A 25,698-nucleotide genomic window follows, 5' to 3' on the forward strand; every position below is an offset into this window, starting at 1 on the left:
AGCCAATAAAAAAGTCATCCCTAAGGATGACTTTTTTATTTTGAGATTTAATTTTTAGTTACGGACTTTGAGCAATGTTGGTGTAAGTTCATCCCAACGTTGTTTTGCAGCGTCCATTGCTTTCATTTTGATATGCCCATAACCACGAACTTCTGCCGGTAATTTTGCAATTTGTTCAGCAACTGCCAAGTTATGATTGTCTGGTGCTTCAACAAGTGCTTCAACAAATGCGATGTAACGATCACGCCATGCTTGTTCGTGTTGACGCTCTTCTTGACGTGCAAATGGGTCAAGGAAAGTTTCACGAAGCCATTGTAAGCGAGCAAGCATCATCATTGGGAAGCGCATCCAGTAACCAAACGCACGTTTACGGACATTTTTTAGACCACCGAGTAATGCTGGTGGGGCAAGGTGATACGTTAAACGTAAGCCTTTACCAAACTGGGTTTCAATTGATTCTTTGAAGCTTTTACCTGTTAAAAGACGTGCAACTTCATATTCATCTTTATACGCCATGACTCTATAAAGCTGAGTTGCAATCGTACCTGTTAATTCTTCTGGTAACTTTTTAGCAGCTAATTCTACAAGCGTACGGTATTTACTTGCGTAAGCTTCGTTCCAGTAGTCTGTTAGACGAGCACAACGATCTTCAACAAGTTCAGCCAAAGTTTGCGGAGTTTTGGTTTTTGGCATTGCTGCAAGTAAACGAGCAGCTAAAGTCGGGTCACTTGCAAGATGACAACCTACACGGAAAGCTTCGAGGTTCTTTTCAACAGCCGTACCATTTAGGCGAATTGCTTTTTCAATGCTTTCACGCAGTAATGGAATACGACCAGATTGCCAAGCCATACCGAGTAATAACTGGTTGGTATAAATTGAATCACCTAAGAGTTGTGTTGCAATTCGAGCTGCTGGCAGAGAAACCAGTTGACCTTGACGAACACGACCACGAAGACGATCAATTAAATCGCTAATAGGCGCATACCAGTCACGAGATTTAATAAACTCAGAAGTAGGAGTACTGTCTTCATTCACAATAACCAAAGCATCATCTTTTAAGCGAGAGAGAGCAGCACTACCACCAGCAACTACAGCATCTGCACCGATGAGTAATTCACATTGGCCCGCTGGAATTTTGGTAGAAGAAATTTGCTCATCAGTTGCTGCAAGTTGTACGTATGAATAAACCGTACCACCTTTTTGCGCAAGACCTGCCATGTCCATCACACGGGTTGCTTTACCTTCGAGGTGAGCTGCCATACCAAGCAGTGCACCAATAGTCACAACACCTGTACCGCCAATACCACCAACCATAATACGACTTGGAACGTCATATAACTGAGGAATAACTGGTGATGTTGGCCAGCCTGCACCAATACCTTCAAATTTAGCAGGACGTTTCATATCACGTGTATGAACAGTCACAAAACTAGGGCAGAACCCTTCGGCACAAGTGAAGTCTTTATTACAGCTACTTTGGTTAATTTGACGTTTAGTGCCTAAAGCTGTTTCTACTGGCTCAATCGATAAGCAGTTTGATTTTTTTGAACAGTCGCCACAGCCTTCGCAAATATCACTGTTAATGTATAAACGCTCAGCTGGGTCAGGATAGGCATCACGTTTACGACGACGGCGTTTTTCACTGGCACAGGTTTGTACATAAATTAAAGCGGTCACACCTGTAATTTCTCGAAGCTCGCGTTGAACTGTATCGAGTTCATTACGGTGGCGAATTTCGACACCCGGTGCAATGCCATCTTCTTCGTTTAATAGTTTAACTTCATCAGTAACAATAACTTGTTTTTTAATGCCTTCGGCAGCGAGCTGGCGAGTTAACTGCGCAACACTCAAATGTCCATCTACATGCTGACCACCTGTCATAGCGACTGCATCGTTGTAGAGGATTTTGTAGGTAATATTGGTTTTTGCAGCGATAGACTGACGGATTGCTAAGTAACCAGAGTGGAAATAGGTTCCATCACCAAGGTTAGCAAAAATGTGTTTTTCATTGGTAAATGGTGATGCACCCACCCAACTTACACCTTCACCGCCCATTTGAGAGAATGTTTCGGTACCGCGGTCAAGTGAAACTGCAATATAGTGACAACCAATACCGCCTAATGCACGGCTACCTTCAGGAACTACGGTTGAAGAGTTATGAGGGCAACCACTACAGAAATAAGGTTTACGTTCTGCAAGATCAATAACACGTTTTGATTCTTGCTCTGCTTTTAATAGTAAGTCGATTCTGCTTTGGATTTGTGTTTTTAAGCTTTCTGGAATATTGAGTCTTAAGAAGCGAGCAGCCAGCATTTTTGCAATAGGTTCAGGCTGGTACTCATAGTGACCAATGAGCGGTGCTTCTTCAATAGAAGTACTCCATTCGCCTTTGCCGTCAGTTGCTTTACCAATCACATGTGGACGTTTGCCATCAGGCAGTGAGTACAGCTCATCTTTAATTTGTGTTTCAATAATTGGACGTTTTTCTTCAATAACGATCAGTTCTTGCAAGCCTTCGGCAAACTCACGAACACCTTGAGGTTCTAAAGGCCAAATCATCCCAACCTGATAAACACGTAGCCCAAGTTGTTGGGCAGTTTCATCTTCAATGCCTAAAATACGTAAGGCTTCAATGGTATCTAAATAACCTTTACCACTTGCAGCAATACCAATACGGGCATTTTCACAAGGCCATGTAACGGTATTGATTTTGTTGGCGCGGGCATAAGCCAAAACAGCAGGTAAACGGTATTTATAAAGACGTTCTTCTTGCTGAATGCCGTGATCTGGCCAACGAATGTTAACGCCACCCTCTGGGAAATTGACATCTTCTGGTATAACTGGAGTCACTCGGTCTAGATCGACATGAACAGAAGCAGAAGTTTCTACAATTTCACTCACCAGCTTCATTGAAGACCAAAGGCCAGAAAAACGTGAAACCGCAATGGCGTGAACACCAAAGTCTAAAATTTGTTGAACGGATGTTGGGTAGAAAATTGGAATACCGCAACCAATCATGACATGTTCAGACTGATGCGGGATTGTAGAAGATTTACATGAGTGGTCATCACCAAATAAAGCAACGACACCACCACGTTCAGAGGTACCAGCTAAGTTAGCATGGCGGAGTACATCGCCTGAACGGTCAACACCCGGGCCTTTACCATACCACCATGAAGACACTCCATCATATTTGCCTTGGCCTGAAAGGTTAACTTGTTGGGTACCCCAAATTGCGGTAGCAGCCAAGTCTTCGTTTACACCAGGTTGAAATACAACATTATGGGATTTAAGTAATCCTTGAACTTGCCAAAGGAAACTATCATAGTTACCAACAGGAGAACCGCGATAACCAGAAATAAAACCAGCAGTATGATAACCATTCATCGCGTCACGGCGAGTTTGGGCAAGAGGCAACCGAACAAGTGCCTGAATGCCGGTCATATATGCTGTACCGTTATCACTTACATATTTATCTTCAAGTGACACATCCTTTGTTGCAATAATATTTGGAGTGACTTTTGTAGCTATATTCATTTATATCTCCTTAGAATTTTTAGTAGCTCGGACTACTTTCTTTTTTCAACATCCAGTTGAATATTTGGAGCAAGTGACATACGAAATAAAAAAAGATCGGTTCCTCTTCTTAAAAAGAATTAGTGCCAATGTATGTACATTTAGTCATTGTGGTTGATCTAAACTGGTGCAACAATCCGTAATTTAGGAAAACATATTTACGTTATGCGCAAAAATCTCGATGGTGGACTATTGCATGCAATGCATGCATTCCTGAAAGTGATTGATAGCGGGAGTTTCACAGCAGCAGCTGAGCAGATGGATCTGACCACAGCACAGGTTTCACGTCTTATCAGCGAGCTAGAAACACGCTTAGGTACAAAATTAATACAACGCTCAACGCGCCAGCAGGCACTGACCGATATTGGTGCGACTTACGCAGAGCGGTGTCGTCAAGTCATTTCAATGGTGGATGAAGCGGAGTCGGAAGTAACAGGAACAGCATCTAAACCCAAAGGCCGTTTACGTGTATTAAGCATGGGAAGCTTTGGGCATCATTATGTTTTTCCAGTGATGGCCGAGTTTTGTAAGCATTATCCCGAATTAACCGTGGAATATACGACTTCACAGTACGTTCCAGACTTGTTGGCAAAAGGGGTGGATGTCAGTCTTTATCTGACTGAATCATTAACAGATTCTCGTTTTGTCGCACGCAGAATTGGCACTATCTTTTCTGTTTTATGTGCTTCACCTGCTTATTTAGAAAAGCATGGTATGCCGAAGTCCCTAGAAGACTTAAAAAATCATGCTTGTTTACGCCTGGTAAACCCATCTATTACACCAGATTGGCACTTATTAAATACAAGTGGTGAGTCTTACCAAATCGACATTGGCGGACAACTCATTGCAGATAATCCTGAGTTATTGTTAGATGTGGTGCAACAGGATATGGGAATCGCATTATTGCCGATGTTTTCGGCTTTAGATGCAGTTCAAAATGGAAGATTATGTCATATCTTACCAGAGTGGCGTTCGCCTGATATCGGGGTTTATACCTTATTGCCTTCACGCCATTTTATTGATGCCAAAACACGTGCATGGTTAGATTGGGTGGAAGAATATATTTCTCCAAGAATTGAAATGGATGCATCTTATTTTTATAAATAATGAGATAAATTTTTAAGGATTAAGATAAAAAAGGATGAAGAATAATACGGTTTAGAATAAAAATAGGGTAGAGAATGCTTCTTTTGAAAGAGGCATTTAATACAGAGATAAATAATAGATTTTAAAAAATTGCATGAGGGAATTAGTCCCAATTCCTGAATGAAATGAGATAAAGATGAGATAGGATGATCTGGTACTTCGCCTAATATTAAGCCTTATACCAGATGCTGAACTACTTTAATTTATGATTAGGCACACTTGGTTTGCCAATACGCATTTGCATAATTCGACAAGCTTTTTCGGTTTAATACATTGCTAATATTTTTGCTGGCTTGCATCAGTTTTTCTAAGTCAATGCCAGTTTCAAAGCCCATGTGTGACAGCAAATAAAATAGATCTTCGGTTGATACATTGCCAGAAGCACCTTTGGCATAAGGGCAACCGCCAAGTCCTGCAAGGGACGAATCAAAAACACGAATGCCTTGCTGTAAAGACTGATAAATATTGGCAATCGCCATGCCATAGGTGTTGTGGAAATGTCCTGCCAAAACCTTGCTGTCGAGTTCCGCAAGACAGGCCTGCCAAACCTTTTGAACGCGATCTGGTGTTGCTGTACCAATGGTTTCACCTAAAGATACTTCATAGCACCCCATGTCATAGAGTCGTTTAACTACTTTCACCACTTGCTCAGGTGCAATTGTGCCTTCATAGGGACAATCGACAATACAAGAGACATAACCGCGTACACGGATGTTATGTGCTTTTGCCGCGCTCATGACATCGCTAAATTTCTCAAAGCTCTCGTCGATTGAGCAGTTAATATTTTTACGAGTAAAACTCTCAGAAGCTGCGGTAAAAACCGCAACCTCTTTGCATCCTACTGCTTGAGCTGTCTCAAAACCTTTGATATTGGGCGTGAGCAGGCTAAATTGTACATCGGTTGTTTGAGGTAACAACTTAAATAGCTCGTCACTTTGAGCCATTTGCGGCACCCATTTTGCTGAAACGCATGAACCCACTTCAATCGATTTTAGGCCTGCATTAATCAGGTCATTAATAAAATTTAAACGCTGTTCGACGGTTAAAGCCTGCTTTTCGTTTTGGAGGCCATCTCTGGGACCGACCTCCACGATTTTGACAAACTCACTCATGCAACTTCCTCCTGAGCAGGCTGAAATTCCACAAGCTCATCGCCAGCTTTGACCTGATCGCCGACTTGGAAATAGGAGTCTACAATCACGCCATCTTTAGGGGCACGGATGGTATATTCCATTTTCATTGCTTCAAGCGTCATTAAAATATCGTCTTTTTTAACGCTATGATTTGCGCTCACCAGTACTTGCGTGACCACACCTGGCATTGGTGCTTTTAGGTGACCTTCATCGGCTTGGCTATCTGCTTGATTAAAATCTTGGCGAATATAAGCAAACTTATAGCTTTGCCCATTTTGGAACAATGTAATGCCTTGCTGACTTTGGTTAAAAGACAGCTTTTGCTTAGATCCACCAATTTGAATAGATGCCATATGCGCATCAATCAATTGCCCAGAAATAGGGTAGCTTTGCCCGTTATATTCTGCGGTGAAGCCATGTTCATGTGAGGCAAACTTGATTTGGATATTTTGGTTTAAATAATTCAGTTTAATACTGTGCTGATAAGCAATATTTAAACGCCAAAGTGGTTGAGCTTGCCAAAGCTGTTTTTGGCTTGAGCTGTTGTTATTAAGTTTACTTAGAAACTCAATAAATGCCGCTGCTACCACCAGTTCAGGTTTGATCTCTTCAGGACTAAACAAGAAGTTTTGTTCACGTTGAATCAGGTTGGTATCAAGCTTGGCTTGTTTAAAAGACTCACTGCGTACAATTTTTTCAAGAAAAGCAATGTTGTTGCCTAAGCCATCCACATGGAATTGGCTTAAAGCATTTTGAATTTGAATGAGCGCAGCTTCACGGTTTTTACCCCATACAATGAGTTTGGCAATCATTGGGTCGTAATAGGTCGTGATTTCATCGCCTTCAACAATACCGCTGTCTACACGCACATATTGGTTTTGGGTTGGGTAACGCAAATAGTCAATTTTACCAATGGCAGGTAAAAAGCCTTTTTCTGGTTCTTCGGCGTAAATACGTGCTTCGAGCGCATGTCCGTTAATTTGGAGTTGGTTTTGTAATTTAGGTAAAGGTTCACCATACGCCACACGAAGTTGCCACTCGACCAAGTCTTCACCTGTAATCATTTCAGTCACTGGGTGCTCGACTTGTAGACGGGTATTCATTTCCATGAAATACGCCGTACCGTCTTGTTCCACAATAAACTCAACCGTACCTGCACCAACATAATTTACCGCTCGTGCAGCATCAATTGCAGCTTGGCGCATTGCATCTAACTTTTCGCTTGGCATCTGTGGAGCTGGGGCTTCTTCTAACACTTTTTGGTGACGGCGTTGTACCGAACAATCGCGTTCAAACAAATGTACGTAGTTGCCATGTGTATCGCCAAAAACTTGCACTTCAATATGGCGAGGTTGAATCACATAACGCTCAATCAAGACGTCATCATTGCCAAAGCTTGATTTTGCTTCACGTTTACAAGAGGCTAAGGCATGCAGAAAATCTTCACTGCGTTCAACCAGACTCATGCCTTTACCACCGCCGCCCGCACTGGCTTTAATTAAAACAGGATAGCCAATTCGGTCTGCCTGTTGTTTTAAAAAGTCGGCATCTTGGTTGGTTCCGTGATAACCCGGTGTTAAAGGAACGCCTGCTTTTTCCATTAAAGCTTTAGAGGTTGCTTTTAAGCCCATCGCTAAAATGGCATCCACTGGCGGTCCAATAAAGCAAATATTGTGTTGTTGGCAAGCGAGTGCAAACTGGTCATTTTCAGAAAGAAAACCGTAGCCCGGGTGAACCGCTTGGCTGCCTGTATCAATCGCCGCTTGTATAATACGGTCAACCTGTAAATAACTTTGTGTTGCAGGGGATTGACCAATATAAACCGCTTCATCTGCAAGTTTGACGTGTTGTGCATTTGCGTCTGCATCTGAGTAAACGGCAACCGTTCTAATACCTAATTTTTTAGCTGTACGAATTACGCGGCAGGCAATCTCGCCACGGTTCGCAATTAAAATCTTTTCAAACATGATGATCGTCCTTAATTGTTGTTATTCGAGTTAGAAACCCAAGCAGGCTGCTGTTTATTTAAAAAGGCACTCAGACCTTCTTTTGCCTCACTGCCTTGACGAACTTGAGCAATATGATGTGCTGTCTGTTGTAGCAAATCATTGCTCATGGTCTGGTTGCTCACCATTTGAATGAGTTGTTTTGAGGCCGCTTGAGCGTGCGGGCCACCAAGTAATAGAGCATCAATAATTTCTTGAACTTTTTTATCTAAGTCTTCCGCATCAGCCACTTCGTGTGCCAAACCAATATGTTTGGCTTCACGTGCAGAAATTCTCTCAGCAGTTAAGAAGTAACGAGAAGCTTGTCTTGCACCAATTGCATGAATTACATAGGGGCTAATGGTAGATGGAGCAAGCCCTAAACGAACCTCAGAAGTTGCAAATTTAGCATCCGTGCTGGCAATGCAAATATCACATGCCGATGCCAAACCCATGCCGCCACCAAAAGCAATACCATGCACACGAGCAATAGTCGGTTGCTTAAGCGTTGCAAGCGCATCAAGCATTTGCGCAAGTTTTAATGCATCTGCTTCATTTTCAGCCGAAGATGCCTGACCTGCCTGTTTCATCCAGTTGAGGTCGGCGCCTGCCGAAAAGCTTTTACCGCGACCAGCTAAGACCACAACACGAATGTCATCACGAGTATTAATTTGCTTAAAGCAAGTATGCAATTCTTCAATGACTGTCGTATTAAAAGCATTGTGCAATTCAGGGCGGTTTAGCCATACATAGGCAACCTGACCTTGTTGTTCGAGTTGTAAAAATTGATAGCTCATATACACCTCTTACATGCGGAACACGCCAAATTTGGTTGGCTGGATTGGAGCGTTCATGGCCGCAGCAAGGCTTAAACCAAGTACCTGACGAGTTTGCGCTGGGTCAATGACACCGTCATCCCAAAGGCGGGCAGAAGCATAGTATGGATGGCCTTGGCGCTCGTATTGTTCACGAATTGGTTGTTTAAATTCGTCTTCTTCTTGCGCTGACCACTCGGCACCTTTTTGCTCAATTTGATCTCGTTTTAAAGTCGAAAGTACGCTCGCTGCTTGTTCGCCGCCCATCACTGAAATACGAGAGTTTGGCCATGTCCATAAAAAGCGTGGTGAATAAGCGCGGCCACACATACCGTAGTTACCCGCACCAAACGAACCACCAATAATCAGGGTGAGTTTTGGTACATTTGCGGTGGCAACTGCCATAACCAATTTGGCGCCGTTTTTAGCAATTCCTTCATTTTCATACTGGCGACCAACCATAAAGCCCGTAATGTTTTGTAGGAATAACAATGGAATATTGCGCTGTGTGCATAGCTCAATAAAGTGCGCACCTTTTTGTGCAGACTCTGAAAATAAAATCCCGTTATTGGCAATAATGCCGACTGGCATACCGTAAAGTGAAGCGAAACCAGTAATAAGTGTTGAACCAAAGCGTGCTTTAAACTCATCAAAACGAGAGCCATCTACAATACGGGCAATCACTTCACGCACATCGAAAGGTTTACGTGCATCACTTGGCACCACACCATAGAGTTCTGATGCATCAAACAATGGTTCATCAACTTGTTTATTTAAGTCGTTTGGCTTCTTGTTTAGGTTAGCGACAATGTTTCGTGCAATCGCAATTGCATGTTCATCATTTTCAGCTAAATGGTCAGCTACACCCGAAAGGCGTGTGTGGACATCACCACCGCCTAAGTCTTCACTACTCACCACTTCGCCAGTTGCAGCTTTTACTAGAGGAGGGCCGCCTAAGAAAATCGTACCTTGATTACGGACAATAATCGTTTCATCAGACATGGCAGGCACATACGCACCACCTGCGGTACAGCTTCCCATTACCACAGCAATTTGGGCAATACCTAGACTCGACATGCGTGCCTGATTATAGAAAATACGCCCGAAGTGATCGCGGTCTGGGAAAACCTCATCTTGCATTGGTAAATAGGCACCGCCTGAGTCCACCAAATAAATACAAGGCAAGTGATTTTGTTCAGCAATTTCTTGGGCGCGTAAATGCTTTTTAACCGTAAGTGGGTAATACGTTCCACCTTTAACCGTTGCATCGTTAGCAACGATCATGCAAGTGATGCCGTTGACCTGACCAATACCAGCAATCACACCCGCAGCAGGAACATCATCTTCATAAACGTTGTACGCTGCCAACTGACCAATTTCTAAAAATGCCGTGCCGACATCAATCAGTTGATCAATACGTTCGCGGGGTAAAAGTTTACCTCGAGCCAAATGTTTTTGACGGGCATTTTCACCACCGCCTAAAGCAATACGCTGGGCAACTTGTTTTAGATCTGTGACCAATGTTTGCATGGCTTGTTGGTTTGTTTTGAAGTCTTCACTTCGAACATTAATCTTGCTTTGTAATTGGTTCATAAGATGTGTCCTTATTTATAATTATTATTTGGTTTCATTGAAGAGTTCGCGACCAATCAGCATGCGGCGAATTTCAGAAGTTCCGGCACCAATTTCATAAAGTTTTGCATCGCGCCATAAACGGCCAGCTGGGAATTCATTGATATAACCGTTGCCGCCTAGACTCTGGATTGCTTCACCCGCCATCCATGTTGCTTTTTCAGCAGCATATAAAATGGCACTTGCGGCATCTTTACGTAGGCTGCGGTCATGGTCGGCTTTGTCACACGCAGCACCAACCGCATAAACGAGAGCTTTACATGCCAACCATGTTGAATACATATCGGCAAGTTTGCCTTGCATAAGCTGGAATTCACCTAAAGCCTGGCCAAACTGTTCACGTTGATGCAAGTAGGGAATAACAACATCTAAACAGGCATCCATAATGCCTAAAGGTCCGGCACTTAAAACTGCACGTTCATAGTCCAAACCACTCATCAGTACTTTTGTGCCGTTACCCACACCACCGAGTACGTTTTCAGCAGGTACTTCTACATTGTCAAAGAACAGCGGATAAGTGTTAGAGCCACGCATACCGAGTTTGTCTAAATGGTTACCGTGACTAAAGCCTTTCATGCCTTTTTCAATTAAGAAAGCGGTCATGCCTTTCGCGCCAGCTTGCGGGTCAGTTTTAGCGTAAACCACGAGTACATCTGCATCACCGCCATTAGTGATCCACATTTTTGAACCGTTTAAAACGAAGTGATCACCTTTTTGTTCAGCACGTAATTTCATGCTGACGACATCAGAACCTGCATTTGGTTCAGACATCGCAAGGGCACCCACATATTCACCGGAAATCAGTTTTGGTAAATACTTTTGTTTTTGTTGCTCGTTACCGTTACGGTTAATTTGGTTTACGCATAAATTAGAATGAGCACCATAAGAAAGACCAATGGCTGCCGAAGCACGCGAAATTTCTTGCATGGCAATAATATGAGCTAAATAACCCATATTGGCACCGCCATATTCTTCAGAAACCGTCATGCCTAAAAGGCCCATATCTCCGAATTTTTTCCAGAGATGTGCAGGGAATTTGTTGTCTTGATCAACTTGTTGGGCAATTGGTGCAATTTCCTTTGCACAAAATGCTGCCACTGAATCTTGAAGCGCAATTAAAGTTTCATCTAGACCGAAATTCAAGCTGCGTAGGTTCATGATATCTTCATCCTATTGGTTATATTTGTTGTCCATAAAATATTTTGTGGGTATTTGATAATTACCATACAATGATTTTTTGAAAAAGTGAATACAGATTCATAAAATGATTTACAATTCATTTTATTTGTTAGAGAATAAATTATGAGCTATAAACGATCATCTTTAATGCAAGAGCGGATGGAGCAAAATCGTAAATCGATTTTGAATTCAGCCAGAAAAATAATTTCAGAGGGAGGATTTAAAGACGCGCAAATACAAACAATTGCAGAGCAAGCGGGTGTATCTAGTGGACTGGTTTATCGCTACTTTGATAATAAGAGCCAAGTGCTGATTGAGGTTTTGTCCGAGGCTATTAATACAGAACTATTGGTGATTGATTCGATTACCGAAAGTGAGTTATCGGCAAAGCAGAAATTACACAAGGCGGTGGCAACCTTTGTAAAACGGGCACTGAATAGTCCTCAGCTTGCATATTCACTCATGTTTGAACCCGTCGATTCAACGGTTGAACATGAGCGTTTTCGTGTGAAGCAATTGATTAAACAAAGTATTAAAAAAATACTTGCGGATGGAAATGCAAGTGGTGAGTTTGTCTTGGACGATTTAAATACAGCAGCACTGTGTGTTGTCGGTGCCATGACCTATGTGGTGGTTGAACCCCTAGACCCAGCTCAAAATACAAAGTTTGATCATGCGCACAAAGACTATTTTTCAAAACAGATTGCTGACTTTTGTGTAGATGCTGTGCAGAGGAAATAGGGCATATAAAGGATAAAACAACACAAAGAAGGCGGTTTAGAAAAATAGTTGCAGTAACAACAATTAGATCAGGTAAGAAGAGAATTAGAAGAATCAAGGAGAATGATTCAATGCAACAAGAACGGTTAAGCTACGCCTCGGGACCAAGCACACAGCCCTTATTGGGTATGACCATTGGTGAACAATTTGATCAGGCTTGTCGGCAATATGCTGAAAAGGAAGCAATCGTTAGTTTTCATCAAAACAGACGATTAACCTATAAAGCTTTACAAGATGAAGTAAATGCTTTTGCTTGTAGCCTTTTAAAATTGGGATTAAAAAAAGGTGATCGATTAGCCATTTGGTCGCCTAATTGTGTGGAATGGACGGTAACCCAATTTGCAGCTTTTAAAGCAGGGATTATTTTAGTCAATCTCAATACAGCTTATAAAAGCCATGAACTTGAATATGTGTTGAATAAAGTCTCATGCAAAGGATTGATTATTGCTTCTCAATTCAAAACGACTGATTACCAAGAATTACTCACAAAAATTGCCCCTGAGTTAACCACCTGTACTGACAAAGTACTCAGTTCAGAACGTTTACCACATTTAAAGTTTGTCATTAAAATTGATGATCAGCAACATACGGGTATTTATCGCTTTAGTGATTTAGTCACTATGCCAACTTCTGAACAGCTAGAACAATTAAAACTATTAACCAAGCAACTTCAGTTTGATGAAACTATTAATATCCAATTTACCTCAGGTACAACAGGTAATCCGAAAGGGACCATGTTAACCCATCATAATATTTTAAATAATGGTTATTTTGTCGGTGAAGGCATCTGCTTAAGCCCTCAAGATAAAGTCTGTATTTCTGTGCCATTGTTCCATTGTTTTGGCATGGTCATGGGGAATCTGGCGTGTGTGACGCATGGGTCAACCATGGTCTATCCATCGGCTGTATTTAATCCTTTGGAAACTTTAAAAGCGATTCATCAAGAACGTTGTACGGCAGCTTATGGCGTGCCTACTATGTTTATTGCCATCTTAGAGCATGAACAGTTTAATGAGTTTGATCTGTCGAGTTTAAGAACAGGCATTATGGCTGGTAGTCCTTGCCCACGTGAAATTATGCAACGTGTGATTGACCGAATGCATATGTCTGAAATTACCATTTGTTATGGCATGACCGAAACCTCGCCAGTGAGTGTACAAAGTTCGGTAAATGATTCGATTGATAAGCGAGTAAGCACAGTTGGACATGTTCATCCGCATGTTGAAATTAAAATTGTCGATTTAGAAGGGCAGATTGTTCCGCAAGGGACTTTGGGTGAGCTATGTGTTCGCGGTTATTCCGTGATGGCTGGTTATTGGGGTGAAGAAGAAAAGACCAAAGAGGTCATTGATGCTGCTGGCTGGATGCATACAGGTGATATTGCCGAAATGGATCAAGACGGTTTTATTAAAATTAAAGGCCGTATTAAAGATGTGGTGATTCGCGGTGGGGAAAATCTCTTTCCAAAAGAAATTGAAGACTTTTTATATACCCATCCCGATGTAAGCGATGTGCAAGTCATTGGCTTACCAGACGCCAGATATGGTGAAGAACTCTGTGCTTGTATTATTTTGCATGAGCATCATCAAATTGACGAAGACAGCATTCGTCAATTCTGCAAAGAGCATATTTCTCATAATAAAGTGCCGCGCTATGTCCGATTCTTTAATGAGTTTCCAATGACAGCTTCAGGCAAAGCGCAAAAGTTTAAATTGCAGGAAATTATGCGAGCTGAACTAAACTTAACTGGAAATGTCTTTGATTAAAGAAGTCGAAAGTTTGGTCAAAGTGCAGCAAACTATAAGTTGAAAGGCAGCTTAAATAGAGGATAAACAAAATGGCAAAAGACTTTAATAGCCCAAAGGTAGTCGAAGGATATGACGAACATATTCGTAAATTAATTCCGGGTTATGAAGTGATCCATCAACAGGTGGATGCCATTTTGCAATCGGTGTTGCCGCCAAATGCTCATATTTTAATTGTGGGTTGTGGCACGGGGTATGAACTCGAATATTTACTTAAACGTCATCCAAACTGGAAATTTACAGCAGTTGATCCATCTTTGACTATGCTGCAAAAAGCTCAGGAACAGGTTGAACTTTTAGATAAATCTTCTCAAGTCATCTTTGTTCACGGTGAAACGTCAGCTTTACCTCTTGAGAATTGCTTTGATGCTGCACTTTCTATTCTCGTGGCTCATTTTATTGTAGATGACATAAAACCTGTTTTTTTTAAGGATATTTATGATCGCTTAAAAGAAAAAGCGATTTTGCTGACCTACGATTTAATGACGTGTGTAAATCCACAGCATCTTCAAGCTTTACGTTATTTATGTTTGGCACAAGGCTTAACAGAAGAACAATGTCAAAAAATGTTAGAGCGTATGGCGCAAGACTTTTTTAGCCTAACCACTGAAGGATATATAAAACTTTTAGAAAAAACTGGTTTTGAAAGTGTGCATCCTTATACGCAAATTTTGACGTATCAAGGGTTTATTGCAAAAAAATAATGGATTTGGGAAAGCGTTAATACGGATATAAAACCTGCATATTCTCAATGAGGAAGAGAATATAAAAACTGAAAAGAATTAGAAGATTTGGCTTTACTTAAAACAAATTAAAAGTGGTTTTCAGGCCGCTTTAGGGAGGTTTTGTCTAAAAAATATGATCGAAGGTTTTTCTTGTGAAAGAAAGACAAATTTTAAGCACCTATTTTAGATGGGTACATAACAAAAAGGATGTTGAGATCTTTAAGTCTGATTAAAGATCAAAAGGAAAATTTCATGATGAAAGTTTTAAATACAACGGTTCAAAAAAGCCTGTTGGCTGTTTCTGTGACCCTGTTTATGTCTTCCGCTTTGGCAGGTCAAACAGATCCTGAAATAGCACAACTTCGCCAAGAAGTGAAAGAACTTCGGGCTATGTTACAAGCCAATATGCAGGCGCAAAAATCTTTATCGCAAGGACGAGTGGAGTTAGCAACTACTGCAACGCCCCAAGCTATTCAGCCTACAAAACAAGGTTTAACCAAGTCTGGTGCAGAATTTAACTTATATGGTTATATACGGGCAGATGCTTCTTATCAAATGAAGGGGGCATCTACGATGTATAACAATATTAGCGGTGTTCCACTTGAAAACACGCCAGAAGAATCTGCACAAAAAGACCAGTTGCACAGTACGGTTAATGTGACACGTTTCGGGTTGAATTTTAAAACCCCAACAGCCGCGGGTGATGTGGGCGGAAAGTTGGAAATGGACTTCTTTGGCGCAGCCACTCGTGATCAGTTTCGCATACGCCATGCTTATTTAACTTTTGATAAATGGCTTATTGGTCAAACGTGGTCAACATTTATCGCACCCGAATATTATCCGGAAACGATTGATGCGGGCACATTTGTAGGCAGTGCATTGTTAAGATCACCGCTAGTTCGCTATAGCGATAACTTAACGGCAAATACAAGCTTTGCAATATCGGTTGAAGATCCGAAATATACTGCGAGCTCAGACCCAGATAATAAAATGCGTTTACCAGCGTTGGTAGGGCGCTTAAATCATAAATTTGCCAATGGCTCGATGTTGTCGGGACGTAGTTTTGTTGCCGAAAAGAGAACTAATCATGATGAGGAAGTCGCTTGGGGCGTAGGCTTGGGCGGTAAATACCAAATTACGCCCGATACATTACTAAAAGCCGATTATTACCATGTCAAAGGAGATGGGCGTTTCCTGCTATGGACTAACAGCGGCTATGCAATAGATGATCAAAACAATATGCATAGCAATGAATTTGATACCGTTTCTTTCGGTATTACTCATCAATTTACGCCACAAATTCGTTCAACCTTAGCTTATGGCTATATGAAAGCCAAAGATGAGAACCGTTTTGCCGAATTACAACGTAATAGCACTACCCAAAATAAAGAGCTTTGGCAGGGCTGGGTGAATGCACTTTATAACCCATACAAACCAATTACCTTGGGCGTCGAATATGTGTATGGCGAACGAGAAACTTTTGATGGACGTAACGGAATTGATAACCGCTTCAATATGATGGCGAGTTATGACTTTTAATTTATTCAACAAAGCCTTGAATAATCTGTTTTTTCTTTAGGGTGCAGTATGTCGTTTTAAAAAATTGAATATGAATTTATCTCACAAAGGAGGTGAGTAAATGACAACATCTAAATTAAATGTAAATGAAGTTATTGATCAGGCCAGATTTACCCCTTTTCACTGGAGTATTTTACTTTGGTGTTTATTAATTATTATTTTTGATGGTTACGATCTGGTGATTTATGGCGTGGTACTGCCTTTGCTAATGCAAGAGTGGTCGTTAACAGCTGTACAAGCGGGGATGTTAGCAAGTACGGCACTATGTGGAATGATGTTTGGGGCAATGTTCTTTGGAACATTGGCAGACAAAATAGGCCGTAAAAAGGTAATTTTAATCTGTGTGACTTTTTTTAGTGGTTTTACCTTTTTAGGTGCTTTTGCATCAAGCCCACTTGAGTTTGGGGTACTTCGGTTCTTGGCGGGATTAGGCATTGGTGGGGTTATGCCTAATTTAGTTGCACTTACATCAGAATATGCACCTAAACGTATAAGAAGTACGCTGGTGGGGAGTATGTTCAGTGGTTATGCAATTGGGGGAATACTTTCAGCATTGATCGGTAGCTATTTGGTTGAAAGTCAGGGGTGGCAAATTATGTTTTTAATTGCCGGTATTCCATTATTTTTATTACCTGTCATTTGGAAGTTTTTACCTGAGTCTTTAACCTTTTTAGTTAAGACGGGTAAGACTGAGCAAGCACAGCGCATTATTCAAAAAATTTCGCCTGAACAAAACCTAACGATTAATACTCACTTAGTGCTTAATGAAGATAATGTTCCAACAGGTAGTTCTGTAAAGGGATTATTTCAACAAGGCCGTGCTTTCAATACACTCATGTTTTGGCTCGTGTTCTTTATGTGCTTACTCATGGTGTATGCCTTAAGTAGCTGGTTACCAAAACTCATGCTGGCAGCAGGGTATTCACTCGGAAAGAGTATTTTATTCTTGCTTGCTCTAAATGTTGGCGCAATGATCGGTTCAATCGGTGGCGGTATTTTGTCTGATAAATTCCATCTAAAACCTGTAATTATGGGAATGCTACTGGCAGGTGTTGTTGCTTTAGTCGGTTTAGGTTTTAAGTCACCAGCCTATGTTTTATATGGTTTGGTGACTGTGGCAGGAGCAGCAACGATTGGTACTTCAATTCTTCTTTATAGCTACGTTGCACAATATTATCCATTAAGTGTGCGTTCTACTGGAATTGGTTGTGCTTCTGGTGTAGGTCGAATTGGGGCTATTGTTGGACCTATCTTAACGGGCCTGTTATTAGGGTTGGAATTACCACATAAAATGAATTTTGTGATGATCGCAATCCCTGCAATTTTGGCGCTTTTCGCCGTCATGGTTTTAAGACGATATGCAGCTGAAAAACAGCCTATTACACCAAAGCTTAACGCCGAGTTAGAGGGGAATTAATCCATATGGATACGGGTAGGAAACAAATTCCTACCTGTATCTAGATGTTTTATTGTTTAACTAATTGGTTTAAATCAACCAGATTTGCCATTTGTTGATTCCCACGATCATTCGGATGTAAATGATCTCCCGAATCATAAATTGGATTTAATCGATCAGGATGTTTAGGGTCTTTTAAACCTTGCTCAAGATCAAGTACACCGTCAAATGTATGACTGGTTCTGATCCAGTGATTAATGCGCTGACGTAATTGGTCTTTATTCGGTTGGTAATAGTTATCAAGAGGAGTATTTGGTAAAGCTCCCGAAAATGGTAATAAGGTTGCTCCAATCACCTGAATACCTTGGCGGTGTGCTTCATCTACAACACGTTTATAACCTTGAGTGAGTGTTTCAAAAGTCGGTATTTGTTGTTTAGGTGCAAATGCGGTACCAGGCCATGAAATATCATTAATACCCACCAGCACAATTAATGTTTTCACACCTGAATATTGAAATACTTCTTTTTGTAAGCGTTCTAAAGCACTGTCACCCATACCGTTTGTAAGTAATCGATTCCCTGAAATTCCACTGTTAATGACCGCGACTTGATGTGGCGATAAGCTCTTAGCTAAAAAGTCGGTCCATCTTGTATTTGCGTCTAGAGTTGCAGTTGCTCCATCGGTAATTGAGTCTCCAATGACAGCAACAACATGGGCTTTACGCTTTGGCTTTACTTCTACAGCCGATAATAATAATCGTGCTGTTGTGGTTTTGGCACTGCTAGGCGTATTTAAGTTCGCAGTCTGGTTGCCCGTAATGAGCCAACTGGTTTGTTTCGCATCCCAATGAAAAGTTTTAAATGTAGTGGGCTTTTCAATAAAGCTATTTACCATTAACTGTGCATGATCTGGAACAGGGAGCTGGATTGGATCACTCATCAGTTGTTTGCCTGGTAAAATTTGTGCTTTAAGCTTTCCAGAGAAATAAACTGGATAAGCACTCTTTGATTTAAGACTTTGTCCTTTGACTAGCCCCACGGTAGTTTTATCAATATAAAGCGGTTGATCACCATATTGATTTGTAAAAACGAGTCTAATAGCTTCACCACCTAAACTAATGTGACTAATTTGTTTAATGGTCTGATTCGAGATTTGATCTGGAATATTTGTCGGGAAAACGAAATCTTTATTCCAGACTTTTTGTGGGCTAGCTGCCCAAGTGGTAACCCACTGGCTCTTTTGTACTTCTGCTTGTGCAAAGCTTGTAAATAAAACAAGAGAGAATAGGGCGGGTTGATAAAGTTTCATCTCGTGAACTCTTTAAAACGAATTAAAGTTATCTTGAAACAAATTGCTGGCTTGTTATAGCGACATAAGCGGAATAAGATTTGTGAATGAAATTCATAAATAGTTTTTGTTATGTCATATTTTGATATTAATCGGTCTGGCGAGTTGGCAATTTTTATTCGAGTGGTCGAGCTTGGAAGTTTCTCTGCCGTTGCAAGAGCTTGTGACATGACGCCGTCTGCGGTGAGTAAGTTAATTTCTCGGTTGGAAAAAAGACTTGGCATTAGGTTGCTTAATCGTTCAACACGCCAGTTTCAGCTTACCAGTGAAGGATGCCAATTTTATGAGCAAGGCATTCAAATACTTAATAATCTGGATGAACTAGAACAATCTATTACTGCAAATCACATGCCGCAAGGGCGTATTAGAATTCATACCAGTCTTTCATATTGGACACACTTTTTATTGCCTTGTATTTCTCTATTTAACGAGTGCTATCCACAAATTGAATTAGAAGCTCATTTGAGTGATGAGGTCATTAATTTAGTTGAGCAAAGAATTGATATCGCAATTCGCACAGGACCTTTGAAAAGCTCAAATTTGGTTGCTCGCTCACTCGGAAGCACTCAGAAACATTATATATGTTCACCTACCTATATTGAAAAGAATGGTTATCCGCAGCAACCAGAAGAGTTATACGAACATCAGCTTTTAGACGTAAGTTACCAACGTCAAAATAAAACGTGGCTTTTTAAAAAAGACGATCAAGAAATCACACTTGCTCCCACTAAGGTTTTAAGAGTAAATCATGGAGAAGCCATCTTACAGTTAGCGCTTGCAGGTGCTGGTATTGCACAGCTTAACCAATTCCAAATCAAAAAAGCTTTAGAACAAAAACAGCTGGTTAAAATCCTTGAAGACTGGAATATCAAGGCTTCAGAAGAATTTCATGCTGTTTGGATAGGACATGATAAATATGTCCCTAAGCGCGTAAGGGCTTTTTTAGATTTCTTGGTAGAGCATGCAAAAGTTAGTTAATGGAGTCTTTTCTGGCGCTTAACTGACATTGGTGCATAGTTTCATTCATAGTTTCCACAAAGTGCATATTCGCATTAATATTTTGTAAGCTTACTTTGGGTAAGTTCTCTACAAACTGCGGCGAATAATGTTTTTCTAAAGAGTTATAAATACAGTTGCATTGTGAAAATGCACGACCTGCCCAAACACAATGTGTATTAAATTCATTTTTACTGATAGACCTGCAACCTAATAAACTTATAGAACTTATTAATAGGGTGCAGATTAAAACAATACGATATAAAAAAAACATCATTATTGCTCTTCATTGGTTGTTGTTATCGTTAAGTCATGTTTATAGAAATTTTCTAGTCTTTATCCAGCGTTAAATATGGAAATATTTACTCTGAAAAGATAGGAAGGCAGAAACATAAAACTGTAGGATATTTTCTTGAAAATAGTTTCAGTTAAGTCGATAACGTGATGAAGAGTAGAAGAAAAAACACGATATAAAATAATAGTCATTAGAGACTCCTTGATGAAAGAAGTTGCGCCCAATCACTGCTATTAATTATGGTGGTGAAACGAAAGAGGGTTAGCAGACTGATACCTAAGAAACCAGCACACCCGAAGGTGTCCCACTCCCGTTCCTCCGTCAAAGGCACGAGGGGCTACACACCAAAAAACTTGTTTTTAGTGCGCTTAGGTAGACGGTCTGCTAAAACCGACTGACAAAATAGGTCAGCCGGAGCATCATAAGCTGAGCCTTAAAGCGGGTCAATTGCAAAAATAAAAGATTGGTTTATATAAACAAATATTAATATTTTTAAATTTTCATTAATAAAATAATGAGTTATTTAGAATTGAAAATATTGAATAATGGTTCAATAGAGGTTAAAAAATAATTTTTAATGTTTATATATCAAATATTTATTAATTGTTTATTTGTATAGTGTTTGCAAGTAATGACTTATTTCAACATAAGTCAAAAAAGAGCGGGAAATTTTGATTTTATGAATATCATGTAATTAAATAAATAGCCGTTGCCAAATTTTAATTAAAATATCAATTGCAAGAAAAGTAATTTTTTAACATTTATATTATTTAGATTTTTACAAAAGCTTGCACAACCTACAAAACTTAAGAGAACCACAGCGGTAGGCCAACATAAGATAATGTTATTCATAAGCCTACATCTTAAGATTTATAAGGGTGACCTCAATGTTAAGAATTTTTTGTGCAGTGAGTATGGTAGTTGCAATCGCAATGGGTATGAGTGCCTGCCAAGATCGAAATTCAACAGATGATGATGGAACACATGGCTCGAATGACCCAGCAACTACTCAACAAATGGAAAAAAACTCATAATTATTTCGCTTAAGAAAACTCACATTTATGTGGGTTTTCTTATCGTTATTTTCTATAAAATATGTAACATAATAAAAAAAGCAATTATATAAAAATATAAAATTAATCAATAAATTAGTGTGTTATAGCCTTTATATTAATTTGTTGTTATTGAATTGTTTTCTCAGTAAATTATAGTTTCAAAAAATTAATAAAATAAACACAATAAATACTTATATTCATCCAAAATTCATTTTAGTGAAAACAATTTTTAAAGGTAAGGATATGCCCCAGTACTTAAAATTAGCTGAGAAAATCTATCAAAATGTTAAGGAAAAAAAAGGGTTTGTAGATGATCCTATGGAAGATCTTAACAATTTAATGATTGAGCTTAGACATGAGATTAAGGGGACAAAACTTAAACTTTTATACAATTATATTGATTTTGCTGAATTGCTGATTAAGCCTCTTCAGGAATCTAAAATTAAATTAGATTTAAGTATTATTCCGAAGAGTAAAAACACACAAGAATTTGTATTGTGGCTTGCAGGTTTTATTGAGCGTATTACCACAGGTGGCCAAGAAAAGTTACCGCCAATTCGCGATAAAGTTGCATTACCTGCCTATGCTTATGAAGAAACATATCATGTTAAAGAAACTCCCGTAAATAACGGGGAAGAAATTATTGAATACTTTAAGAAAAACCAGAACTGATATTTCGTTTGAATCCGACCTAAGTATATTGTCAGGCTTTTGCGTTAAATAAATGGGAAAAACCAGTAACTTTAGTTAAGAGATAAGGTGGCGGTATGTTTGTGTATTTTACTGATGGAACTTGTATTAATGATTCTGAAATTTATGGTGTGAAAGCTAAGCAAGAACGAAACAGATATGTAGTAGAAGTTACGATCAAGCCAACACATACTCTATCTACAACGCCAGATGTACAATTTAAAAAAGAAATTTTTGATGATCCGAACCAAGCCAATCAATATCTTAGTAATAATTTTAATATGCCGCCGTTTTTCTAATTTATATATACTTCAAATAATAAAAAAAGCTTATTTCCCAGGGCCAATAGGAAATAAGCTATATGCTTCGGACCAATTAAGGATGTTACATGTCATCCCATGCATCTTTAATGGCTTGTTTTGCATGTTCCCATTTTAAGCGGGATTCAGCTTTGAGCTCTTCCCACTTTTGTTGCAAGCTACCTTCCATATCTTCAAACTGAGTTCCTTCTTTAGACTCTGAACGGGCACGGTGACCTAGTTCATAAGCTGCAGAAAAATCACGATCATAATCCAGATCGGGCGTAGTTAATTGAGCTTCTTGATAATAAGGTCGAGTAAGATAACTTTCCCGCCAGCGAGAGTCAGAATAATTATGGTCGCCAGCTACTAGTTGAGCATGGTCTGTATTTTGATCTGTCATCAGTTTTTCCTCTTCTCTTATTTAATTTTATGCTTATGTTAAATTTAGGAAGGTGAGGGCACCTTCCTAAATAAAATGAATGACCGCATCAAATGACATTTAAGTCAACAACGGATTAGCGTTGCTGATTGTTGTTATTTGAGTTTTGTTGGCCTGAATCTTTTTGATTAGAGCCTTGTTGTTGGCGGCGGTTGTCATTTTGCTGTTGTTGCTGATTGTTTTGACGCTGTTGATCGTTTTGCTGTTGGTTGCCTTGCTGCTGGTTGTTACGGTTGTCATTTTGCTGTTGTTGTTGCTGTTGATTATCGCGTTGATTGCTTTGATTATTAGTAGTGCTCATCTTTAATTACCTCATATCATTTATGATGTGTGTTTTATCTGAGAGCTTCAGATAGGTTCATTAAAACATGAAAATTTTTAATGTGTAGCATTGGGGTGTTACCCTATATTTAAATGTAAATTTAAAAATTAAATAAAACCTTGATTTCTATAAAATGTAATTTTAATGATTAAACATAATTAATATGAATATAGTTAAAATTACATTTGGGTACATAGAGGTTAAATAAAAACTATGATCATTTCTAAATGTGTATTTGTTATCTTTTATAAAAGAATTCTATTTTTTATTATCTAATATTATGCATTTAATATCTTGTGTAATGTAATAAAGGAGTTGTATAAGTTTAAGGCTAGGAGGTCCTTTAAATATACGTCTAAAATTATAAAAATTATCTTTATAATAAATAGAATAAAAAAAGGTGCCTACAGGCTTTTCTTGAGTTTCAGAGCCTCCTTTTTTTAATAAGCCAGTACAAGCGATATAAAGGTCGGCATGTAAAAGTTCTTTACCTTTTTTGATCATTTCTACAGTGACTTGCATCGACTCAGGTGTATATTTTTCAATGAGTTCAGGTGAAATGTGAAGTGTATTTTCTTTTACACGTAAGTCGTAGCTAACTAAGCTTCCAATAAGAATGTCACCAGAATAGGGACTTAAAGAGAAGCGATAAGCTAAATAGCCCGCTGAAGCACTTTCAAAAAAAGCGATTTTAATTTTTTCTTGTGCTAGTAATTTACAACATGAGTTAAACATTTTTCTCCCTAAAACTGTTTTTAATTTAGTTATAAGATTATTTTTAATTTATTTTTGTTAAGTTTTTAAACTTTATGATTTTAAAGGTAACTCAAGTGTAATTAAAATTTGTAGTTTATATATTTTTTATAAAAACATACAGTTAAATAATTCTAAAGGTGAGAATGTAATTTTGTGTTAATTGCTATCTGTTTGAATTTTAATAATTTAAAAATTATAAGTTATTTCTTAATAACGCAATATAACAAAGATAGGCTGGGATTATAGTTTAGCTGAAGTATGGTAATTTATAGCTCACTAAAGGAGAATAGAAATGCCTGTTGTAGTGAAAGAGAGATTATTAGACTTATTACAAGATAATCAACAGAACTATTACGAATTATTTGTTTTTTTCCTTGATCCTGATATTTCTAGTTTTGAAAAAGAAAATAAAGCCAGAGATTTTCTTAATAAAGAAATAGATAGAATAGATGAAAAGGGAATTGATTTTCCTGCAACTATAAATATGGTTAAAGAATGGTGTCAAAATGACAATAAAGAAAATTGTGAGTTATTTCAGGCTTATTTAAATCGTAGACAAAGTGGGGGTGAGAGAGAATACTTCCAGAATGTTGGTCAGGCATTTGAATTTTTAATTAAGGTCTCTCCAACTAAAAAGGTCGACGGTGCATGGCTCTATAGTTCAGTTCACTACTGGAACGATCCGGTTTTTCATGACCTTATTATTACCTATCTAGAAGAGCTTGGACTCGGTGAGCCGAAAGCAAATCACGTCTGTATCTATGAGGACTTGCTGCGTAGTCTAGGGCTCGATAGTTTTGACCTGCTTTTAGAGGATGAATACTATCATAATGCTGTGATTCAGCTGGCGCTTGGCTATGCTCCACCAGAGTTCATTCCCGAAATTGTCGGCTTCAATTTAGGTTATGAGCAACTGCCACTGCATCTACTCATCAGTAATTATGAACTTGCTGAACTGGGTATTGATTCTAAATATTTTAATTTGCACATCACTATCGATAACATTGATAACGGACATGCAGATAAAGCAATTAAAGTTATAGAAAATATTTATGATAAGTACAGAGATAAAGAAGCTTTCTTTAATAAATTAAAACGTGGTTTTGCTCTTAATAATCATGGTGTTTCTTCTTCAAAAATTATTAAAAATTTAAATCTTGAAGATTTAGTCCTTAAAATTTTAAAAAGAAAAGCGCTCGTGGGGCAGCTTATTCATAACGAAACTAGACAGTTTGGATGTAAAACCATTAACCAATGGTTATCAAACCCAGAAGACGTTAAAGGTTTGGTTACACATCTTATTGATCACAAATGGATTAAATTTAATACCGACCCTGAGCAGAGCGTGTTCTGGCGGATGATTAATGAAGAAAATGGAAAAATGTTTGGGGTATTTAACCCTGTGGAACGTCAAATTATTCATGACTGGATTGCTGGTACTGATCATTCTTCTAACTACTTGGCCTACAGCAGGGAACTTAAGAATAGCCAGCGTATTCAAGATTATCTGTTTAGCTATATTTCTGATGGCGAACTCGATGCACTCCAAGAGCGTATACGTCAGACACCTGATCTTGCCATAAAAATATGCAAGCTGACTCCGTTTTTGGCCCCAGATTCACACCATAAAAGCATTGGTCTTTGGAGTACACGTAAATATGTCGAGCTCCTTTTTCCATATTTAAGTTCCTTTAACAAAACTAACTCTTGAAGTTTTTAATTCACCCCACGTTTAACTTTAAAAC

The 25,698-nt window shown here is 39.1% G+C and carries 22 protein-coding genes; 11 read left to right on the forward strand and 11 right to left on the reverse strand.

Annotation, left to right across the window (positions count from 1 at the left end; translation table 11 throughout):
* Positions 1-54: 54 nt before the first annotated feature.
* A complete protein-coding gene (locus WBW42_RS02740) occupies positions 55-3,537 on the reverse strand; it encodes an indolepyruvate ferredoxin oxidoreductase family protein (RefSeq protein ID WP_032056432.1) in 3,483 nt (1,160 codons plus the stop codon).
* Between the two features lie 204 nt (positions 3,538-3,741).
* On the opposite strand from WBW42_RS02740, the gene WBW42_RS02745 reads away from it, so the two are divergent.
* Positions 3,742-4,683: a LysR family transcriptional regulator gene (locus tag WBW42_RS02745; RefSeq protein WP_032056430.1), complete on the forward strand. Its 942-nt coding sequence runs from the start codon at positions 3,742-3,744 to the stop codon at positions 4,681-4,683.
* Positions 4,684-4,931: 248 nt separating this feature from the next.
* Here WBW42_RS02745 and WBW42_RS02750 read toward each other — a convergent pair whose 3' ends face one another.
* From WBW42_RS02750 to WBW42_RS02770, 5 genes are read right to left on the reverse strand one after another with little or no spacing between them, the layout of a single operon-like run.
* Positions 4,932-5,834, reverse strand: a complete 903-nt coding sequence (locus tag WBW42_RS02750; RefSeq protein WP_032056428.1) for a hydroxymethylglutaryl-CoA lyase — start codon at positions 5,832-5,834, stop codon at positions 4,932-4,934.
* Complete coding sequence (locus WBW42_RS02755; protein WP_163114381.1) at positions 5,831-7,822, reverse strand: acetyl/propionyl/methylcrotonyl-CoA carboxylase subunit alpha; 1,992 nt, start codon at positions 7,820-7,822, stop codon at positions 5,831-5,833. The genes WBW42_RS02750 and WBW42_RS02755 overlap by 4 nt, the downstream gene beginning before the upstream one ends.
* An 11-nt stretch (positions 7,823-7,833) precedes the next feature.
* Positions 7,834-8,637, reverse strand: a complete 804-nt coding sequence (locus WBW42_RS02760; protein ID WP_032056425.1) for an enoyl-CoA hydratase/isomerase family protein — start codon at positions 8,635-8,637, stop codon at positions 7,834-7,836.
* Positions 8,638-8,646: 9 nt separating this feature from the next.
* Positions 8,647-10,248: a carboxyl transferase domain-containing protein gene (locus tag WBW42_RS02765; protein ID WP_032052942.1), complete on the reverse strand. Its 1,602-nt coding sequence runs from the start codon at positions 10,246-10,248 to the stop codon at positions 8,647-8,649.
* Positions 10,249-10,272: 24 nt separating this feature from the next.
* A complete protein-coding gene (locus WBW42_RS02770; RefSeq protein WP_005076583.1) occupies positions 10,273-11,445 on the reverse strand; it encodes an isovaleryl-CoA dehydrogenase in 1,173 nt (390 codons plus the stop codon).
* A gap of 144 nt (positions 11,446-11,589) precedes the next feature.
* Here WBW42_RS02770 and WBW42_RS02775 point away from each other — a divergent pair, with 144 nt between their 5' ends.
* The 5 genes from WBW42_RS02775 to WBW42_RS02795 all read left to right on the forward strand — a co-directional run bounded on the left by WBW42_RS02775 (position 11,590) and on the right by WBW42_RS02795 (position 17,771).
* Positions 11,590-12,207, forward strand: coding sequence for a TetR/AcrR family transcriptional regulator (locus tag WBW42_RS02775; RefSeq protein ID WP_032056423.1), 618 nt, complete (start codon positions 11,590-11,592; stop codon positions 12,205-12,207).
* A 110-nt stretch (positions 12,208-12,317) separates the two neighbouring features.
* Positions 12,318-14,012, forward strand: a complete 1,695-nt coding sequence (locus WBW42_RS02780; protein WP_032056421.1) for an AMP-binding protein — start codon at positions 12,318-12,320, stop codon at positions 14,010-14,012.
* A 71-nt stretch (positions 14,013-14,083) separates the two neighbouring features.
* On the forward strand, positions 14,084-14,755 hold the full coding sequence (locus tag WBW42_RS02785; protein ID WP_032056419.1) for a class I SAM-dependent methyltransferase: 672 nt from the start codon (positions 14,084-14,086) through the stop codon (positions 14,753-14,755).
* A 276-nt stretch (positions 14,756-15,031) separates the two neighbouring features.
* Entirely contained in the window at positions 15,032-16,315 is a 1,284-nt protein-coding gene (locus tag WBW42_RS02790; RefSeq protein ID WP_080776917.1) for a DcaP family trimeric outer membrane transporter, read from the forward strand.
* A gap of 100 nt (positions 16,316-16,415) precedes the next feature.
* Entirely contained in the window at positions 16,416-17,771 is a 1,356-nt protein-coding gene (locus WBW42_RS02795; protein WP_032056416.1) for an MFS transporter, read from the forward strand.
* A gap of 49 nt (positions 17,772-17,820) precedes the next feature.
* Here WBW42_RS02795 and WBW42_RS02800 read toward each other — a convergent pair whose 3' ends face one another.
* Positions 17,821-19,059 carry an SGNH/GDSL hydrolase family protein gene (locus WBW42_RS02800; protein WP_032056414.1) on the reverse strand — a complete coding sequence of 413 codons (1,239 nt, stop codon included), beginning with the start codon at positions 19,057-19,059 and terminating at the stop codon, positions 17,821-17,823.
* A gap of 111 nt (positions 19,060-19,170) precedes the next feature.
* On the opposite strand from WBW42_RS02800, the gene WBW42_RS02805 reads away from it, so the two are divergent.
* Positions 19,171-20,076, forward strand: coding sequence for a LysR family transcriptional regulator (locus WBW42_RS02805; protein ID WP_032056412.1), 906 nt, complete (start codon positions 19,171-19,173; stop codon positions 20,074-20,076).
* Here the strand turns inward: WBW42_RS02805 and WBW42_RS02810 are convergent.
* The gene (locus WBW42_RS02810; protein ID WP_068981518.1) at positions 20,069-20,371 is read right to left on the reverse strand and encodes a hypothetical protein; all 303 of its coding nucleotides are present in this window, start codon (positions 20,369-20,371) and stop codon (positions 20,069-20,071) included. The two genes, WBW42_RS02805 and WBW42_RS02810, sit on opposite strands and share 8 nt — an antisense overlap.
* A 905-nt stretch (positions 20,372-21,276) precedes the next feature.
* Here WBW42_RS02810 and WBW42_RS02815 point away from each other — a divergent pair.
* The 3 genes from WBW42_RS02815 (at position 21,277) to WBW42_RS02825 (ending at position 22,433) form a co-directional block, all read left to right on the forward strand.
* Positions 21,277-21,423, forward strand: coding sequence for a hypothetical protein (locus WBW42_RS02815; protein ID WP_005069891.1), 147 nt, complete (start codon positions 21,277-21,279; stop codon positions 21,421-21,423).
* Positions 21,424-21,687: 264 nt separating this feature from the next.
* Positions 21,688-22,116, forward strand: a complete 429-nt coding sequence (locus tag WBW42_RS02820; RefSeq protein WP_032056408.1) for a hypothetical protein — start codon at positions 21,688-21,690, stop codon at positions 22,114-22,116.
* Between the two features lie 95 nt (positions 22,117-22,211).
* A complete protein-coding gene (locus tag WBW42_RS02825) occupies positions 22,212-22,433 on the forward strand; it encodes a hypothetical protein (RefSeq protein WP_032056406.1) in 222 nt (73 codons plus the stop codon).
* Positions 22,434-22,518: 85 nt separating this feature from the next.
* Here the strand turns inward: WBW42_RS02825 and surA1 are convergent, their stop codons facing one another.
* From surA1 to WBW42_RS02840, 3 genes are all read right to left on the reverse strand, one after another.
* Entirely contained in the window at positions 22,519-22,836 is a 318-nt protein-coding gene (gene surA1 / locus WBW42_RS02830) for a surface antigen protein 1 (RefSeq protein ID WP_000132045.1), read from the reverse strand.
* A gap of 115 nt (positions 22,837-22,951) precedes the next feature.
* Positions 22,952-23,176 carry a hypothetical protein gene (locus WBW42_RS02835; protein ID WP_032056403.1) on the reverse strand — a complete coding sequence of 75 codons (225 nt, stop codon included), beginning with the start codon at positions 23,174-23,176 and terminating at the stop codon, positions 22,952-22,954.
* Between the two features lie 279 nt (positions 23,177-23,455).
* On the reverse strand, positions 23,456-23,932 hold the full coding sequence (locus tag WBW42_RS02840) for a CinA family protein (protein WP_032003402.1): 477 nt from the start codon (positions 23,930-23,932) through the stop codon (positions 23,456-23,458).
* 313 nt (positions 23,933-24,245) lie between these two features.
* Here WBW42_RS02840 and WBW42_RS02845 point away from each other — a divergent pair, with 313 nt between their 5' ends.
* Positions 24,246-25,664 (forward strand): iron-containing redox enzyme family protein, encoded by a 1,419-nt coding sequence (locus WBW42_RS02845; protein ID WP_032056401.1) that lies wholly within the window; start codon positions 24,246-24,248, stop codon positions 25,662-25,664.
* Positions 25,665-25,698: the final 34 nt, after the last annotated feature.

This window comes from Acinetobacter sp. LT1, assembly GCF_059800965.1.